Below are 15,733 nucleotides of genomic sequence, written 5' to 3'. Positions count from 1 at the left end.
CGTCGATATCGCCTGCCATGCCTGGAACCAGCTCGTCGATCAACCATGGCGCATCATGTCAATCGGACTGCGCAAGTGGGCTCATGGGTTATAGCAATCAACGGTTGGTATTATTGGGTAGAGGCTCAGGGTGCGCTCTGTGCCTCATGCGCAGGCCAGACGCGCCATGCCAGTCCCGTAGCCAGCAGAGCCAGCCCACACAGGCCAGTGGCAGCCCAGCTTAACCCATAACCGGCACCCAGATACCCGGCAAAAGGGTAAGCCAGCAACCAGCACAGATGAGAGAGCGAAAACTGGGCAGCAAACAGGGCTGGCCGGTCTTCTGGTGTGCCGGAACGGCGGAGCAGACGGCCAGATGGCGTTTGCGCAACGGAGTAGCCAACGCCCAGCACCGCCCATAAGGGGAGCAGCCAGCCATAGCTGGGCACACCTATGGCCAGGCCCGCACCCACGCACAGCAGCCCGGCCCCACCGAGCATAACGGTCCGGTCAGCCATATGGGCCAGCACACGCGGCAGGCCCAGTGCCGCAAGCATGGACCCGCCACCAAAGCAGGCCAGAGCAAGAGCCGTGGCACTTTGGTCCAGCCCAAAACGGTCCTGCACATAAACAACAGTATTGACCAGCACAATGGATGCCGCTGCCGCGACCGCCAGATCAATACCCAGCAGGCCACGCAGGCGGGGAGTTGCAAGGTAGAGGCGGATACCACGGGTTGTCCGCTCGTACACACTGCGCTGCGGTGCGGCTTTGGGGCTGGGCAGGCGAACAGAGACAACAAGGGCGGCTGAACACAAAAACCCTACGGCGGTGCCTGCGAACAGGGCATGAAAAGACACAACGCTCAACAGGGCGGCTGCCAGCAGCGGGCTGATCACACTCTCCATGTCATACGCAATGCGGGAGAGGGAGAGGGCATCTGTATAGTCGTCTTCATCGGGCAGAATATCGGGGATGGTTGCCTGAAAAGTGGGAGTGAACGCGGCAGAGGCCGATTGCAGGACAAAAATCAGGACGTAAATCTGCCAGACTGTGGAGACAAAGGGCAGGCAGGCCGCCACAAGGCAGCGTGCAAGGTCCAGCAGCACCAGCGTGGTGCGGCGGGGCAGGTGGCTGGCAAAGGCCGCGGCAAGAGGAGCGACCCCCACATAGGCCAGCATTTTTATGGCCAGAGCCGTGCCCAGTACAGCCCCGGCATGCGGCCCGGCCACCTGAAAGGCCAGCAGCCCAAGGGCCACGGTGGCAAGGCCGGTGCCGGTCAAGGCAACAATCTGTGCGCCAAACAGGTGCCGGTACGTGCGGTGGCGCAGAACATGCAGCATGGGTGGCTTTGCCCCTAGAGATATTTGGTCAGGGAGGCAAAAGCCTGCAATGCGTCCTCGCGGTTCATCTCGCCCGCGGCAATGGCGTCTATAATGCAGTGCTCAAGGTGGTCCTGCACCAGCATGCGCTTGGACTTGCGGATTGTGCTTTCCACGGCCTCAAGCTGCTGTGCCAGATCGGGGCAGTTCCGTCCCGCGTCCAGCATGGCAATAACTTTGGCAAGGTGCCCGTGGGCCTGTTGCAGTTGCCGCCGGATATGGGGGTGTGTTTCATGTGCCATGCCACACTCCCTACCCTGGGGGGGAGGGGGTGGCAACGCACAAAACCGGTACGGGCCAGTGGGCTGGTCTAGATCCAGATACTGCCGAGCAGGAGAATGGTGCCCACAATAAGGGCTGCCACATGCCGCATAACATGCTCTGGCGTGTCCTGCGGCAGGGTCAGGTAAAAATTGAAGCAGTACAGAACCAGCCCGGCGCCAAGCACAATGCAGATGACACGGGCAATGGGGTAAGTTGAAATATCCCTTGGGTCAAACTGCATGGTGCGGCCTTTTTTCTTAGTGTGCGCTCGGCATCTGGTGTGGCGGGTTACGCGCTGACAAAGGCAGACGCGGGGTAACCCTGTATGAACAAGGCAGTGCGCAGTGAGGTATGGTTGATCTGGGCGGTTATGGCCTGCCGCACGACCTGCTTGGCAAAAAAGGCAATGCCTAGTCCTGCGCTGCGCAGCATGGGCAGGTCATTTGCACCATCGCCAATGGCAAGGGTCTGGGTGTCTGCCAGCTTGTGCTGGTTGGCCAGTTTTTCCAGCAGTTCCAGCTTGGTCTGCGCACCCAGAATGGGCAGGCCGGGGGCACCTGTCAGGTGGTCGGTTGCATCGGCCAGCAGGGTGTTAGCGTGGTTTTCCTCAAACCCGCACAGGGCCGCCACGCGGGAGGTGAAAAAGGTAAACCCGCCCGAGACCAGTGCCGTATAGGCCCCATGCGCGCGCATGGTGCGCACCAGTTCCACAGCGCCGGGGTTCAGGCGCACATCCTGCCATGCTTTTTCCAGCAGGCTCAGGGGCAGACCTTTAAGCAGGGCCACGCGCTCGCGCAGGGAGGTGGCAAAGTCCAACTCGCCATTCATGGAGCGGGCCGTAATGGCGGCCACCTTATCGCCAATTCCGGCAAGGGTTGCCAGATCATCCAGTGTTTCGTTCGCAACAATGGTGCTGTCCATGTCCGAGACCAGCAGCTTTTTGCGGCGGTCATGGGCGGAGGTCAGCACAGCATCCACCTTGCCAGCAAGCTGCGTGTGCAACTGGGGCAGCACGTCGCGCGCGTTGGCCGGGCATGGAATATCCACCGCCTCCTCGGGGGAGAGGACTATGGTCTCACCATTGGCACGGACAATGTCACGCGCGAGGGAGATTGTGGCGGTATCGAGTGTTGTTGCCGCGCGGGGGGCAACAAGGGTCAGAACAAGGCTCGTCATGGCACTTGGGTGTGTGGCAGGAATACGGGCATGAAGCAAGCAGAACACCCATGCCCCGCCCCAACAACCCGCCTGACGGAAAGGCAGCCTCCCGCCCTTATTCTGGCCGGGCCAACCTGCTCGGGCAAATCCGCCCTTGCTCTCAAGCTGGCGCGGCAGTTGGGCGGGGTGGTGATTAACGCGGATTCCATGCAGGTTTATAAGGATCTGCGTGTGCTTACGGCCCGCCCGAGCGCTCTGGAAGAGCAGCTTGTGCCGCACAGACTATACGGTGTGCTGCCCGCGGCCCACAAAGGGAGCGTGGCATGGTGGCGCGAGCAGGCTTTGGCTGCCATGCAGCAGGCATGGGGGGCAGGGCAGTTACCTATACTGTGCGGTGGCACGGGCATGTACATGCGCGCCCTGACCGATGGACTCGCCCTTATACCGCAAAGTGCCCCAGCCGTTCAGCAGGCAGCCCGCGCCCTTGTGGCGGAGGAAGGGGCTCCCGCCGTGCATGCGCGCCTTATGGCGGTGGACCCGCAAACGGCCATGCGGCTCAAGCCCGTGGATTCGCAGCGTGTGGCGCGGGCATGGGAGGTCTGGCAGGCGACCGGGCACGGGCTGGACTGGTGGCACGCACAGCCCGGCCTGCCACCAGCACCGGCCCATTTTGTGGCTGTGCGCCTGCACCCCCCCCGGCCAGAACTGCGCGCGCGCATTCAACTCCGGTTTGCCGCCATGCTGGAGCAGGGGGGCGTGGAGGAAGTGCGTGATCTGTTACAACAGAATCTGGACCCGGACCTGCCCGTCATGCGCGCGCACGGCGTGCCAGAACTGGCGGCCATGCTGCGTGGCGAGATCACGCAGGCCGAAGCAGCAAGCCGCGCCATTGCCGCCACAGGGCGCTACACCAAGCGGCAGGCAACGTGGTTTGCGCACCATTCGCTTGCGGCGGAGGGGCTGACCTGCATGGTTAATGCCTGTTTTGCTAATTCTGAGCAATTTTCGGAAAGAAAGTATGATGAAATTGTTTCTTTTATTCTAAAGGGGATTGACGCCCCCGATGTCGGGTCCTAAACAGGCGACCTGCTCCCAATTCCGGGAAGAGAGGACGCTATGACACGCACAACGGGTTCGACCACATTGACCGCTCAGACAACCGCCACCCAGCCGGGTGCGGAAGTTCTTTTGCGCGCATTGGTCGAGCAGGGTGTGGAGGTTATTTTTGGCTACCCCGGTGGCGCCGTTCTTCCTATTTATGATGCCCTGTTCAAGCAGAACCACATCCGCCACGTGCTGGTGCGGCACGAACAGGCCGCCGTGCATGCGGCGGAGGCCTATGCCCGCTCCACCGGCAAGGTCGGCGTGGTGCTGGTCACCAGTGGTCCGGGTGCGACCAACGCCGTAACCGGCCTGCTGGACGCCATGATGGATTCCATCCCGCTGGTCTGCCTGTCCGGGCAGGTGCCAACGCCCCTGATCGGCAACGATGCTTTTCAGGAAGCGGATACAACGGGCATTACCCGCCCGGTGACCAAATACAACTATCTGGTGCGCAAGCCCGAGGATCTGGCTCCTGCGGTGCACGAGGCCTTTGCCATTGCCCGTTCAGGCCGCCCCGGCCCGGTGCTGATCGACCTGCCCAAGAACATTACGGTGGGTGACGCACTGTATGTGGATGCAAAATCCGTAACGCCGCGCACCACCCGCATGACGTCCGAGCCCGATCGCGCCGCCATTGCGCGCGCCGTGGCCGCCATGAAGGCAGGTAAACGCCCGCTGTTTTACACCGGTGGCGGGGTTATCAATTCCGGCCCGCAGGCCAGCAAGGCCCTGCGCAAGCTGGTGGACCTGACGGGCTTTCCCGTAACGTCCACGCTCATGGGGCTGGGGGCGTTTCCCGGAACAGATCGGCGCTTCCTTGGCATGCTGGGCATGCACGGTACGTATGAGGCCAATCTGGCGACCCATGACTGCGATGTGCTGATCGCCCTTGGCAGCCGGTTTGATGACCGGGTGACCGGGCGGCTGGATGCGTTTTCCCCCAACTCCTTCAAAATCCATGTCGATATTGATCCCTCCCAGATCAACAAGATCGTGCATGTGAACGAGGGCATTGTGGGTGATGTGGGCCAGATTATCGACCTGATGATCGAGGAATGGGAAAAACAGCCCGCCTATGCCCATAAGTCCGATCTGGACGCATGGTGGGCACAGATCGAGGGCTGGCGTGCGCTGGACTGCCTGCGCTTTGGGCAGGATCAGGCACCTGATGCCGTGATCAAGCCGCAGCAGGCCATCCAGCGTATTTACGAACTGGCGCGCCAGACCGGGCGGGACACCTACGTGTCCACCGAGGTGGGGCAGCACCAGATGTGGGCCGCGCAGTTCTTCCGTTTTGATGCACCCAACCGCTGGCTTACATCGGGCGGGCTTGGCACCATGGGGTATGGCCTGCCGGCCGCCGTTGGCGCACAGATTGCCCACCCCGATGCGCTGGTCATGGATGTGGCGGGCGAGGCCTCGACCCTGATGAACATTCAGGAACTCGGGACCATTGCGCAGTACCGCCTGCCGGTTAAGATTTTTATTATCAACAACCACTACATGGGCATGGTCCGCCAGTGGCAGGAACTGCTGCACGGTTCGCGCTATTCGGAAAGTTATTCCGACGCTCTGCCGGACTTTGTAAAGCTGGCGGAAAGCTTCCATGCTACCGGCCTGCGCGTGACCCGTCTGGACCAACTTGATGCTACAATCCGTCAGGCGCTGGAGCATAATGGCCCCGTACTGGTGGACATTTGTGTGGAGGAGGGGGAAAACTGCTTCCCCATGATCCCCTCTGGTGCGGCCCATAACCAGATGATCCTTGGCCCGGAGCAGGAAGCCAGCAGTGCCACGATCAGTAAGGAAGGGCAGATGCTGGTCTGACCAGTTCTTTTGCCCGGATTGCGTTTTGTTCCTTCTGACTTGATTGCGAGAAACATGAGTATGCAGGTCGAAGTTTCCGGTTCCGCTGTTATTTCCCTTCTGGTGGATAACGAAAGCGGGGCACTTGCCCGTATTGTGGAGCTGTTCTCTGGTCGTGGTTACAACATCCAGAGCCTGACCGTGGCTCCGGTGGATGAACACGGCAGCACATCGCGCGTGAACATTGTTACCACGGGCACGCAGTCTTCCATCCGGCAGGTCAAAACGCAGCTTGAGCGGCTTGTGCCCGTCTCGCGCGTGGTGAACCTGACGGCGGAAGGGCCTTATGTTGCGCGGGAAATGGCTCTGGTCAAAGTGGTGTCTTCTGGCGAACCACGGACCGAGGCCCTGCGTATTGCACAGGCTTTTCGGGCGCGGGCGGTTGATACAACCGCCAGTTCCTTTGTGTTTGAACTGACCGGCTCCACAGACAAGCTGGACAGTTTTATTGAGCTGATGCGTCCACTCGGGCTGGTTGAGGTCTCCCGCACCGGGGTTGCCTCCATTTGCCGTGGGCCGCAGACAATTCAGAACTTCTGAAGTATAGACAGGCTGCAACGCCGGGGACTGACCCCCGGCAACTGGGAGAAAAGAATAATGGCTATGCGCGTGTATTATGATCGTGACGCCGACGTTAACCTGATCAAGTCCAAAAAGGTGGCCGTTATCGGTTACGGCAGCCAGGGCCATGCCCATGCCAACAACCTGAAGGACAGCGGTGTTTCCGACGTTGTGATCGGCCTGCGTGAAGGCTCCACGGCGGCTGAAAAAGCCCGCAATGCTGGCTTTACGGTTATGACGCCCGACAAAGCCGCCGCATGGGCAGACGTTGTTATGGTGCTGACCCCCGACGAAGGTCAGGGCGCGCTGTACACCGAATCTCTGGAAAAGAACCTCAAGCAGGGTGCAGCTCTTGCCTTTGCTCATGGTCTGTCCATCCACTTCCGCCTGATCGAAGCCCGCCCCGACCTGGACGTGTTCCTGATCGCACCCAAAGGCCCCGGCCACACCGTGCGTTCCGAATACCAGCGTGGCGGCGGCGTGCCCTGCCTGGTGGCCATTGCACAGGACAAGTCCGGCAAGGCTCTGGACATCGCCCTGTCCTACGCATCCGCCATTGGTGGTGGCCGTGCAGGCACGATCGAAACCTCCTTCAAGGAAGAAGTGGAAACCGATCTGTTTGGCGAGCAGGCCGTGCTGTGCGGTGGTCTGGTCGAACTGATCCGCGCTGGCTTTGAAACGCTGGTCGAAGGCGGTTACGCCCCGGAAATGGCCTACTTTGAATGCCTGCACGAAATGAAGCTGATCGTGGACCTGATCTACGAAGGCGGCATTGCCAACATGAACTACTCCATCTCCAACACTGCGGAGTATGGTGAGTATGTGTCCGGCCCGCGTGTGATCACGGCGGAAAGCAAGAAGGCCATGAAGGACATCCTCACGGATATCCAGAACGGCACCTTCGTGCGCAACTTCGTGCTGGAAAACAAGTCCGGCAACGTGTTCTTCAAAGCGACCCGTGCCCGTAACGATGCCCACCAGATTGAAGCCGTTGGCGAAAAGCTGCGTGGCATGATGCCCTGGATCGCCAAGTCCCGTCTGGTTGACAAAACCAAGAACTAAGACTGCGACCCTTCCGGGTTTTAGCGCTGGAAAAGGCTCCTCCACAAATGTGGGGGAGCCTTTTTTGTGTCCGCATGCAGCGCTGTTGTGCACGGGTTATGACTGGCCATGACGGCACTCTGCATGTGGCTGGGAGAAAGCGGGATAATTCAAATTGTCGTAGGGGTCATTGTTATCGTGGGTGAGCGCTCTTTATGGTCGGGCTTGATTCTAAAGAGAAATGGAGAGTTCATACGATGAAGACCCTTGGTCTGGTCGACGCCCAGCAGCGCGATAAGGTGGCTTTGTTTCCATCCTTCGACCCTGAGCGGGACGATCTGATGGCATTCCGCCGCGCTCTGGTGGACGGCACAACGGCTCTCCTGAACTCGGGTTCGGTCCGGTTTGTTGAGCGGTTGATCTCTGGCCCACCCGGCGCGCCTGATGTGCGTGTTCTTCTGTTCCACCCAGCAAAACCTGCGGGTCCAACGCCTACCATCCTCTATATTCATGGTGGCGGAATGATTGCGGGCACGCCCGATATGCAGGCCGGTGTGCTTGCACGTCTGGCGCTGGACACGGGTGCGCTGATTGTCTCGGTCGATTATCGGCTGGCACCTGAGACACCTTTTCCCGGTGGGTTGGACGACGTTTATGCCGCCCTGCTCTGGCTGCACAACAGCGCGGATGAACTGGGCGTTGACCCAGAGCGCATAACAGTCATGGGGGATAGCGGGGGAGGGTGCCTTGCCGCAGCAACCGCCCTTGTGGCGCGGGACCGTGGAAAAGTAAAACTGCACGCTCAGGTCCTGATCTATCCAATGCTGGACCTGCGTACCGGTGGCACGGACGCTCTAACAGATGACCCGACAACAGGGGAGTTTGTGTGGACCCGTGCGCAAAACCAGCACGCATGGTCAGCCGTAAGGGGGAAACTGGCAGAGGACGACCCGAGATTTGGTTATCTGTCCCCCGCCTTCATGCAGGATCTATCAGGGTTGCCCGCAACATTTATTGTGACCGGTGCGCTGGACCTGTTCCGTGATGAAGACGTGGCCTTTGCACATCGCCTGTGGCAGGCGGGCGTGCCGACCGAACTGGTTGTTTACGCAAGTGCCGTGCACGGTTTTGACATGTTGCCATCCGCCCTTGCCGAGCGCTTTTGCCATGATGTGGTGGGTGCTTTGCACCGCCTGCTATAGCGCGCGGCTTTGTAGCGTAATCCCTCCAGCGGGGCGGGGCTAGGAGGGGGGGCAGGCGCTGATGCCTGTCTGCTTTCTGCCAGAATGATTGCAAGGCAGACAGGCATTTTGTCGGGTGTTCGGAGGGCTTGCCCTCCGGTCGTGCCGCTTCTGGTCCGGGGCAACAGGCTGGAGGAGGGCACTGGGGGAGATATGCAGGCCCGTTTGCACATATTGGAAAAAGTGATGAGAGGTGAGTGAACAACAGGCACGGTACGTGCGTTGAGTGTTTCTATGGCGAACGCGTAAAGGAAACCATGGTGACAAACGATACAACCGCAAAAATACATACAACCGAGTCCGGTATTCCGGTTTCGAGTGATGAGCATTCGCTCACTGTAGGTGCGGATGGGCCAATTCTGCTGCATGACCACTACCTGATCGAGCAGATGGCCGCGTTCAACCGTGAGATGATCCCCGACCGTCAGCCACATGCCAAGGGGAGCGGTGCTTTTGGTACATTTGAAGTTACGCATGATGTCAGCCGCTACACCTGCGCAAAATTTCTCCAGCCGGGTACAAAAACCGAGGTCGTGGCCCGTTTTTCCACCGTGGCGGGGGAGGCCGGGAGCCCGGATACATGGCGGGACCCACGCGGTTTTGCCCTGAAATTTTATACCGACGAAGGCAATTTTGACATGGTCGGCAATAATACGCCGGTCTTCTTTGTGCGTGATCCGCTCAAATTCCAGCATTTCATTCATTCCCAAAAGCGCCGGGTGGATAACGGCCTGCGTGATAACGACATGCAGTGGGATTTCTGGACACTCAGCCCCGAGACCGCGCATCAGGTCACATGGCTGATGGGGGATCGGGGTATTCCGGCCTCATGGCGGCATATGGATGGTTTTTCCAGCCACACCTACTTATGGGTCAATGCAAAAGGTGAGCGGTTCTGGGTGAAATACCACTTCAAAACCGATCAGGGCATCAAATGTCTGACGCAGGAGCAGGCCGGTAAAATTGCCGGGGAGGATGCGGACTACCATCGCCGCGACCTGCATGCGGCCATCAAGCGCGGGGAGCATCCAAGCTGGACGCTCAGAATGCAGGTCATGCCGTATGAGGATGCCAAAACCTACCACATCAACCCGTTTGATCTGACCAAGGTATGGCCACATGGTGATTATCCGCTGATCGACGTGGGCAGGCTGACCCTTGACCGCAACCCGACGGATTTTCATTCCCAGATCGAACAGCTTGCATTCGAGCCCAACAACTTTGTACCGGGCACGGGTCTGTCGCCCGATAAAATGCTGCTTGGCCGCTCATTTGCCTACGCGGATGCCCACAGGGCGCGCCTTGGCGTGAACTACAAGCAGATCCCGGTCAACGCGCCCAAATGCCCGGTTCATGGCTACACCAAAGGGGGCGTGATGCGGATGCAGCAGGCGCATGACCCGGCCTATGTGCCAAATTCCAAGGGTGGCCCGGTCGCGGATGCACAGCGCTTTCCTGAAAATGCGGTCTGGGCGGCGGACGGCGAGTTCGTGCGCGCAGCCTACACCCTGCGCCCTGATGATAACGACTTTTCGCAGGCCAATGTGCTGATCAACCATGTTATGGATGATGCCGCGCGTGATCGACTGGTGAGCAATATTGTTGGCCATGTTCTTCAGGGTGTTGAAGAACCTGTTTTGTCACGGGTCTTTGATTACTGGACCAATATTGACGCAGGTATTGGCCAGCGTGTGCGGGATGGTGTGGTGGCCGCACGGAGCTAACGCCCCGCACGGCCTGCAATTGCCGGGGCAGGTCCCAACAGGGGGGGCATGTCCCGGCAGGGTACTGTGTGGTCAGGTTTTACTTCTGGGCTGCGGCTCTTGCGGCCTGTTTTTCTTCCTCGGTCCAGACCTTGCGTTCGCGTTTGACCTGCGGCTTGATCTGCTTGACCGGCCCGCCACCCAGCACAGGGGCCCGCATGGTGGAGTTCCGTGCTTCTTCCGAATGCCATTCATGGTCGGCATGGACGGTCAGGGTCCGCCCGATCTCACGTTCCACATCATGCAGCCATGCGCGCTGTTCGGCATCGCATAGCGTAATGGCGGTGCCGCTGCGTCCCGCGCGCCCGGTGCGGCCAATGCGGTGGACATAACTTTCTGGCAGGCTTGGCAGGTCGTGGTTGAAAACATGCGTGACGGTATCAACATCAATCCCGCGTGCTGCAATATCCGTGGCTACCAGCACCTGTACGCTGCCATCGCGGAATGCATTCAGAGCCCGTTCGCGCTGGCCCTGTGAGCGGTTGCCATGCAGGGCTTCCGCCGTAATCCCGGCTTCGGTCAAAAAAGTGCAGACCTCGTTGGCAATGTTCTTTTGCAGGGTAAAGACCACGGCCTGCCCCATATCCGCGGCTTTTAACTGCGCAAGGAGTGCGGTTTTTTTGTCGGCGGCATTGACGAACATGACGGACTGTTCAATCCGCTCAACAGTGGTGGAGGGAGGGGCAATTTCCACCTTGGCCGGGTCGCGAAGAAGATTCTCGACCAGTGCCGCAATGGATTTTGGCATGGTCGCGGAAAAGAGCACCGTATGCCGGTCCTGCGGCAGTGTGGCGACAATCCGTTCAATCGGCTTGGCAAAACCCATATCAAGCATCTGGTCGGCTTCATCCAGCACCAGTGCTTCAAGCTGGGACAGGTCGCAAAGTCCCTGCTCGATCAGGTCCAGCAAACGCCCCGGAGCGGCTACAATAATATCCACGCCATTTTTGAGCGCGTTGACCTGATGCATCTGGCTGACACCGCCAAAAATCGTTGTCACGCTGAATGGCAGGTGGCGGCCAAAGGCTTCAAACCCCTCCGCAATCTGGGAGACCAGTTCGCGCGTGGGGGCCAGAACAAGCACGCGCGCGCCCCCTTTGGGGGCCGGGCGGGGGGCTGCTGCAAGGCGGTGCAGGAGGGGCAGCGCGAACGAGGCCGTTTTGCCTGTGCCAGTCTGGGCCATGCCCAGCAGGTCGCGCCCTTCGAGCAGCAGAGGGATTGACTGGGCCTGAATGGGGGTGGGGTTTACATACCCGGCTTCGGCCAGAGCAAGGAGCACTGGCTCCGCGAGGGAGAGGTCAGCAAAAGTCATGGACATGGGAAAGCGGCGCCTCCGGCGCTCAGTAAGGCTGCGCCTGATGGGGCATCGCGGGATGAAAACTGAGGCTTTTTACGGAGGATGCTCGACTGCGTCAATATGACGGAACACGGCTACGGCTGGCTGGACCGCCCGCAGCATGTGTTTGAACACATCTTTAACAGTAAAATAATACAGGGCAGGTTACGGGGATGACTTGCCACTGTCTCGTATGGCGACAACCAGATTCATATGCGAAGCCAGCAGGCGCTGCGGAAGTGTTGGCAGATAGATACGGATGATTTCCAGCCTTTTTGAGTCCGGGAGTGCCGCAAAAGGTGGGCGTGATCCTGCCTCAATGCTCCCTGCATCATAACTTTTGGCAATTGCCGCCATAAGGGATGCGGGAATGGACGCTAGAAGGGCTTTTTGTGAGGAGTTTAGAAGCTTGTCCCGCAAAGGCCCGGACAGGGTGCGGACTTCGGCCACTTTGGGAGCTTCGTAAGGTTTGAGCTGTTGCAGGGGAAATTCGATTTCCACCCCGTTGCTTTGCAGCACATAGCCGGTGGTGCCATCAATATCGACAAGTTTGCCGTCATGGGTTCCTTTGATATCAGAAACATGATCACCGATTGATAACCGTACCATGGCAAAACCTCATTGATATCCGCATAAACGCTGCATACAGGGGCACACGTCTTAGGGCATCCGTCAAGCTGGTCAAAAACAGGGCTTAATGCCTCTGCCTATTTTACCATTTTGCGGATAACGCCCATCAGTTCCTCAAGTGCTTCCTCCCCACCATTTTCGGCTATGGCGGTGCGCACGCAGCCTTTGGCGTGAGAGGTCAGGATCTGCACCCCCACGCCATCCAGTGCGGATTTGACTGCGGAAAGCTGGGTTAGAATATCCACGCAGTAGCGGTCATCCTGCACCATGTTGAGAATACCCCCGATCTGCCCTTCAATCCGTTTGAGGCGGTTGATCAGGGCTGTTTTGTTGGGTTGGGTAACGTGCCGCTCCGCGTTGATGGGGGCTGGAGAGGCGCAGGCATGGCAACCGGTTTTATCTGTGGACATGGGGCATTCTGCTGGTTGTTTTTTAAAAACAGGGCGGGGGCAGGCACGCAACAACTGTGCTCGCCCCCTCCTTGGTCGCGGAATATAGGTCTTGTGTCTGTGTAGAATGCCTGCGCGCTGGACGCAAAAGGGGCACACGGGGTTTTTCAGGCCCGTGTGCAGGCTAAAACCATGTGCGCACACCAAAGGTAAAGCGGATATCCTCCGGCCCGTTATCGGCTTGGCCACGCCAGTTGGCCCGGGGGCTGGCGGTGTTGCCATAGTGGCCTGCATAGGTCACGGCAATATAGGGGGCAATCTTGCGTTTGAATTCGTAACGCAGGCGTAACCCGGCATCAATATCGGAAAAACCCCGGCTTACGTCGCGCTGTGGGTCGGTATGGGAGTAGAAGTTGAACTCCGCTTGGGGTTGCAGGATCAGGCGGTTGGTAATCAGCAGGTCGTAGGAGCCTTCCAGCTTGCCTGCCACCCCTTGGGCGTTGAAGTAGGCCGTGGCCGAAACATCAAAAAAATACAGAGCCAGCCCTTGCACCCCAACAGCCCCCCATGCGCGGGTGGGGCCACTGTCCAGGTCCAGACGCACCCCGGCCTGCACATCAAAATACGTGGAAATGGCATGGTCGTACAAAAACTCGTGGTCGCCGTCGGTCATATGGCGGTGCCCGTCAACCGTACCTTCGGACTTGATCCACAGTTTGTCGTGGTCAGTGCCAAACCAGCTCTGGCCGGAATAGCGCAGCAGGCTGTCCCCCGCTGTGTAGCGGCCTTCAAACTGCTCCATCAGAACATGAAAATACGTGTTGTGGTCCATAACGGGGGGCATGTTGTGCACGTAATGCACGACTGGCGTGGGGGGCGCGCTGGCAGGCCACTGGTTGCTGGGGGCCAGTGCGGGTAGGTTTACGTGGAATGGGGTTGGTGTATGCGCGCCAGTGCCAGTGCCAGTGCCAGTGCCAGTGCCAGTGCCAGTGGGGTGGGCTGGTTGGGCTGGCATGCCATGTAACCCCATGCCGGGGTTGGCTGGGCCATGCTGTGCCGCGCTGTGCCCGCTTGGCGCGGGCTTGGGCGCGGCCGGGGGAGCTTGCATGTCCATGTCATGGCTCATATCCATGCCGGGCATGTCGTCCATTGTATCCATGTCGGGCATGGTGTTCGGGTTGGCCATGACCTGAGATGGCAGCAGGCCGGGGGCCAGAACCGCCACGGCGAGCAGGAGAACCCTGAGGGCTGTGCGCAGGTATGGACTCATGACACCACCACGGTGCGGAACATACCAAGGTCCATGTGGTAAAGCAGGTGGCAGTGATAGGCCCATAATCCCGGTGTGTCGGCCGAGACAAGGTAGCTGAGTTTGCTCCCCGGCTGCACAATAATGGTGTGTTTGACCGGGTTGTAGGCACCCTGTCCGTTTTCCAGTTCGCTCCATAGTCCGTGCAGGTGGATGGGGTGTTCCATCATGGTGTCATTGATCAGGGTAAAACGTACCCGCTCGCCCAACCGCAGGGGAATGGGCTCGGCTTCTGAGAATTTTTTGCCGTCAAAACCCCATATGTAGCGCTCCATGTTGCCGGTCAGATGGAGTGTGATCTCACGCGAGGGGGGGCGGGTATCTTCCGCCGGGCGTGTGGCGCGCAGGTCAGCATAGCTGAGCACCCGGCGGCCATTGTTACGCAGGCCGTCGCCCGGGTCGGCCAGCCGGTCTGTGGGCATGCGGGCTATGTTCTGGTTTTCCACATTAAGGGGGGGCGTATGACGGGGCATGTTCATCCCTTTCATGTTCATCCCTTTCATGTCCATGCCCTTCATGGTTTCAGGCATGCCCATGTCCAGCATGGTGCGCACGGGGCGTGGGTCCATGGGGGGAATGGCCGCCTGCATGCCCTTCTGTGGGGCCAGAGTGCCACGTGCAAATCCGGTGCGGTCCTCCGTCTGGGCAAAAATGGTATAAGCTTTGTTGTCCTTGGGTTGGACAATGCAGTCATAGGTTTCGGCCACACCAATGCGGAACTCATCCACCCGTACGGGGTCCACATCGTTGCCATCGGTCTGCACCACATCCATTTGCAGGCCGGGAATGCGAATGTCGTAAAAGGTCATGGAGGACGCGTTGATAAAGCGCAGCCGGATGCGCTCGTTAGGGCGGAACAGCCCGGTCCAGTTGGTGTCGGGCGTGCAGCCGTTCATCAGGTAGGTGTAGATAATGCCGGTCACGTCCGAAATATCGGTGGCGGACATGTTCATTCCCGCCCATTGCAGGCGGTTTTTTATGGCCGGTCCTAGCCCCTCCTTCCGGGCGTCCCGCACAAGGGAAACCGCCGTGCGCTGGCGAAAATTATAATAATCGTCCTGAAACTTCAGATTGCTGATAATGTCGTGCGGGGCCACGTCCGACCAGTCGGAGAGGATAATAACGTAATCCCGTTCCCATGTTCTGGCCTGAGGTGTGCGCGGGTCAATAATGATGGCCCCATATAGTCCGCGCGCTTCCTGCATGTTGGAGTGGCTGTGGTACCAGTAAGTCCCGCTCTGCCGGACGGGAAAGCGGTAGGCAAAGCTCTTCCCCGGTGCAATGCCGCCAAAGCTCAGACCGGGCACGCCGTCCATGTCGGCCGGGCAGCGTATGCCGTGCCAGTGGATGGATGTGTCCTCGGCCAGATGGTTATGAACGTTCAGGGTCACCATGTCCCCCTCGCGCCAGCGTAGGGTGGGGCCGGGCATGCTGCCATTCATGGCGGGTATGGTCTGGGTTTTGCCCGCTATGGTGCAGGGTAGCGGGCTTATGTTCAGGTCGTAAACCGAGCGTGCTTCGGTCGGTATGGCGGTAGCAAAGGGGGTGTCAGCCTGTGCGCGGCGGGCGGTAGGCAGGCCGGTCATGGCGGCAAGTGCGCTGGCGCCAGTTATGAACTGGCGGCGCGCAAGGCCTCTTCCACTACGGGGGGAGGATACGGGCATGGTGTATGGGTCCATACTGCACGCTCTGCATAGGTACAGAACGTAT

The 15,733-nt window shown here is 59.4% G+C and carries 15 protein-coding genes; 6 read left to right on the top strand and 9 right to left on the bottom strand.

Annotated elements, in window-relative coordinates:
- Window positions 1-125: 125 nt before the first annotated feature.
- The 4 genes from GOB86_RS07835 to serB all read right to left on the bottom strand — a co-directional run bounded on the left by GOB86_RS07835 (window position 126) and on the right by serB (window position 2,801).
- Window positions 126-1,322, bottom strand: coding sequence for an MFS transporter (locus GOB86_RS07835; protein WP_165991797.1), 1,197 nt, complete (start codon window positions 1,320-1,322; stop codon window positions 126-128).
- A 14-nt stretch (window positions 1,323-1,336) separates the two neighbouring features.
- Window positions 1,337-1,603 carry a metal-sensing transcriptional repressor gene (locus GOB86_RS07830; RefSeq protein WP_165991796.1) on the bottom strand — a complete coding sequence of 89 codons (267 nt, stop codon included), beginning with the start codon at window positions 1,601-1,603 and terminating at the stop codon, window positions 1,337-1,339.
- Window positions 1,604-1,671: 68 nt separating this feature from the next.
- Window positions 1,672-1,866 carry a hypothetical protein gene (locus GOB86_RS07825; RefSeq protein ID WP_165991795.1) on the bottom strand — a complete coding sequence of 65 codons (195 nt, stop codon included), beginning with the start codon at window positions 1,864-1,866 and terminating at the stop codon, window positions 1,672-1,674.
- Window positions 1,867-1,913: 47 nt separating this feature from the next.
- Complete coding sequence (gene serB, locus GOB86_RS07820) at window positions 1,914-2,801, bottom strand: phosphoserine phosphatase SerB (protein ID WP_165991794.1); 888 nt, start codon at window positions 2,799-2,801, stop codon at window positions 1,914-1,916.
- Between the two features lie 30 nt (window positions 2,802-2,831).
- On the opposite strand from serB, the gene miaA reads away from it, so the two are divergent.
- From miaA to GOB86_RS07790, 6 genes are all read left to right on the top strand, one after another.
- The gene (gene miaA, locus GOB86_RS07815) at window positions 2,832-3,860 is read left to right on the top strand and encodes a tRNA (adenosine(37)-N6)-dimethylallyltransferase MiaA (RefSeq protein WP_165991793.1); all 1,029 of its coding nucleotides are present in this window, start codon (window positions 2,832-2,834) and stop codon (window positions 3,858-3,860) included.
- 39 nt (window positions 3,861-3,899) lie between these two features.
- Window positions 3,900-5,714 carry a biosynthetic-type acetolactate synthase large subunit gene (gene ilvB, locus GOB86_RS07810; RefSeq protein WP_165991792.1) on the top strand — a complete coding sequence of 605 codons (1,815 nt, stop codon included), beginning with the start codon at window positions 3,900-3,902 and terminating at the stop codon, window positions 5,712-5,714.
- A gap of 60 nt (window positions 5,715-5,774) precedes the next feature.
- Entirely contained in the window at window positions 5,775-6,293 is a 519-nt protein-coding gene (gene ilvN / locus GOB86_RS07805) for an acetolactate synthase small subunit (protein WP_165991802.1), read from the top strand.
- A gap of 63 nt (window positions 6,294-6,356) precedes the next feature.
- Entirely contained in the window at window positions 6,357-7,376 is a 1,020-nt protein-coding gene (ilvC, locus tag GOB86_RS07800) for a ketol-acid reductoisomerase (protein ID WP_086645704.1), read from the top strand.
- A gap of 236 nt (window positions 7,377-7,612) precedes the next feature.
- The gene (locus GOB86_RS07795; RefSeq protein ID WP_165991791.1) at window positions 7,613-8,557 is read left to right on the top strand and encodes an alpha/beta hydrolase; all 945 of its coding nucleotides are present in this window, start codon (window positions 7,613-7,615) and stop codon (window positions 8,555-8,557) included.
- A 296-nt stretch (window positions 8,558-8,853) separates the two neighbouring features.
- Window positions 8,854-10,320: a catalase gene (locus GOB86_RS07790; protein ID WP_165991790.1), complete on the top strand. Its 1,467-nt coding sequence runs from the start codon at window positions 8,854-8,856 to the stop codon at window positions 10,318-10,320.
- A gap of 79 nt (window positions 10,321-10,399) precedes the next feature.
- Here GOB86_RS07790 and GOB86_RS07785 read toward each other — a convergent pair whose 3' ends face one another.
- The 5 genes from GOB86_RS07785 to GOB86_RS07765 all read right to left on the bottom strand — a co-directional run bounded on the left by GOB86_RS07785 (window position 10,400) and on the right by GOB86_RS07765 (window position 15,702).
- On the bottom strand, window positions 10,400-11,677 hold the full coding sequence (locus GOB86_RS07785; RefSeq protein ID WP_165991789.1) for a DEAD/DEAH box helicase: 1,278 nt from the start codon (window positions 11,675-11,677) through the stop codon (window positions 10,400-10,402).
- Between the two features lie 183 nt (window positions 11,678-11,860).
- Window positions 11,861-12,304 carry a hypothetical protein gene (locus tag GOB86_RS07780; protein ID WP_165991788.1) on the bottom strand — a complete coding sequence of 148 codons (444 nt, stop codon included), beginning with the start codon at window positions 12,302-12,304 and terminating at the stop codon, window positions 11,861-11,863.
- Window positions 12,305-12,402: 98 nt separating this feature from the next.
- A complete protein-coding gene (locus GOB86_RS07775) occupies window positions 12,403-12,735 on the bottom strand; it encodes a metal-sensitive transcriptional regulator (protein ID WP_165991787.1) in 333 nt (110 codons plus the stop codon).
- Window positions 12,736-12,898: 163 nt separating this feature from the next.
- Complete coding sequence (locus GOB86_RS07770; RefSeq protein ID WP_338421517.1) at window positions 12,899-13,984, bottom strand: copper resistance protein B; 1,086 nt, start codon at window positions 13,982-13,984, stop codon at window positions 12,899-12,901.
- Window positions 13,981-15,702, bottom strand: a complete 1,722-nt coding sequence (locus tag GOB86_RS07765; RefSeq protein ID WP_242012549.1) for a copper resistance system multicopper oxidase — start codon at window positions 15,700-15,702, stop codon at window positions 13,981-13,983. Before GOB86_RS07765 ends, GOB86_RS07770 begins: the two co-directional genes overlap by 4 nt.
- Window positions 15,703-15,733: the final 31 nt, after the last annotated feature.

This window comes from Acetobacter lambici (genome assembly GCF_011516885.1).
In the GTDB taxonomy this organism is placed as follows: domain Bacteria; phylum Pseudomonadota; class Alphaproteobacteria; order Acetobacterales; family Acetobacteraceae; genus Acetobacter; species Acetobacter lambici.
The sequence above is the reverse complement of the archived record's forward strand: the minus strand, read 5'-3'. Positions and strand labels throughout refer to the sequence as shown.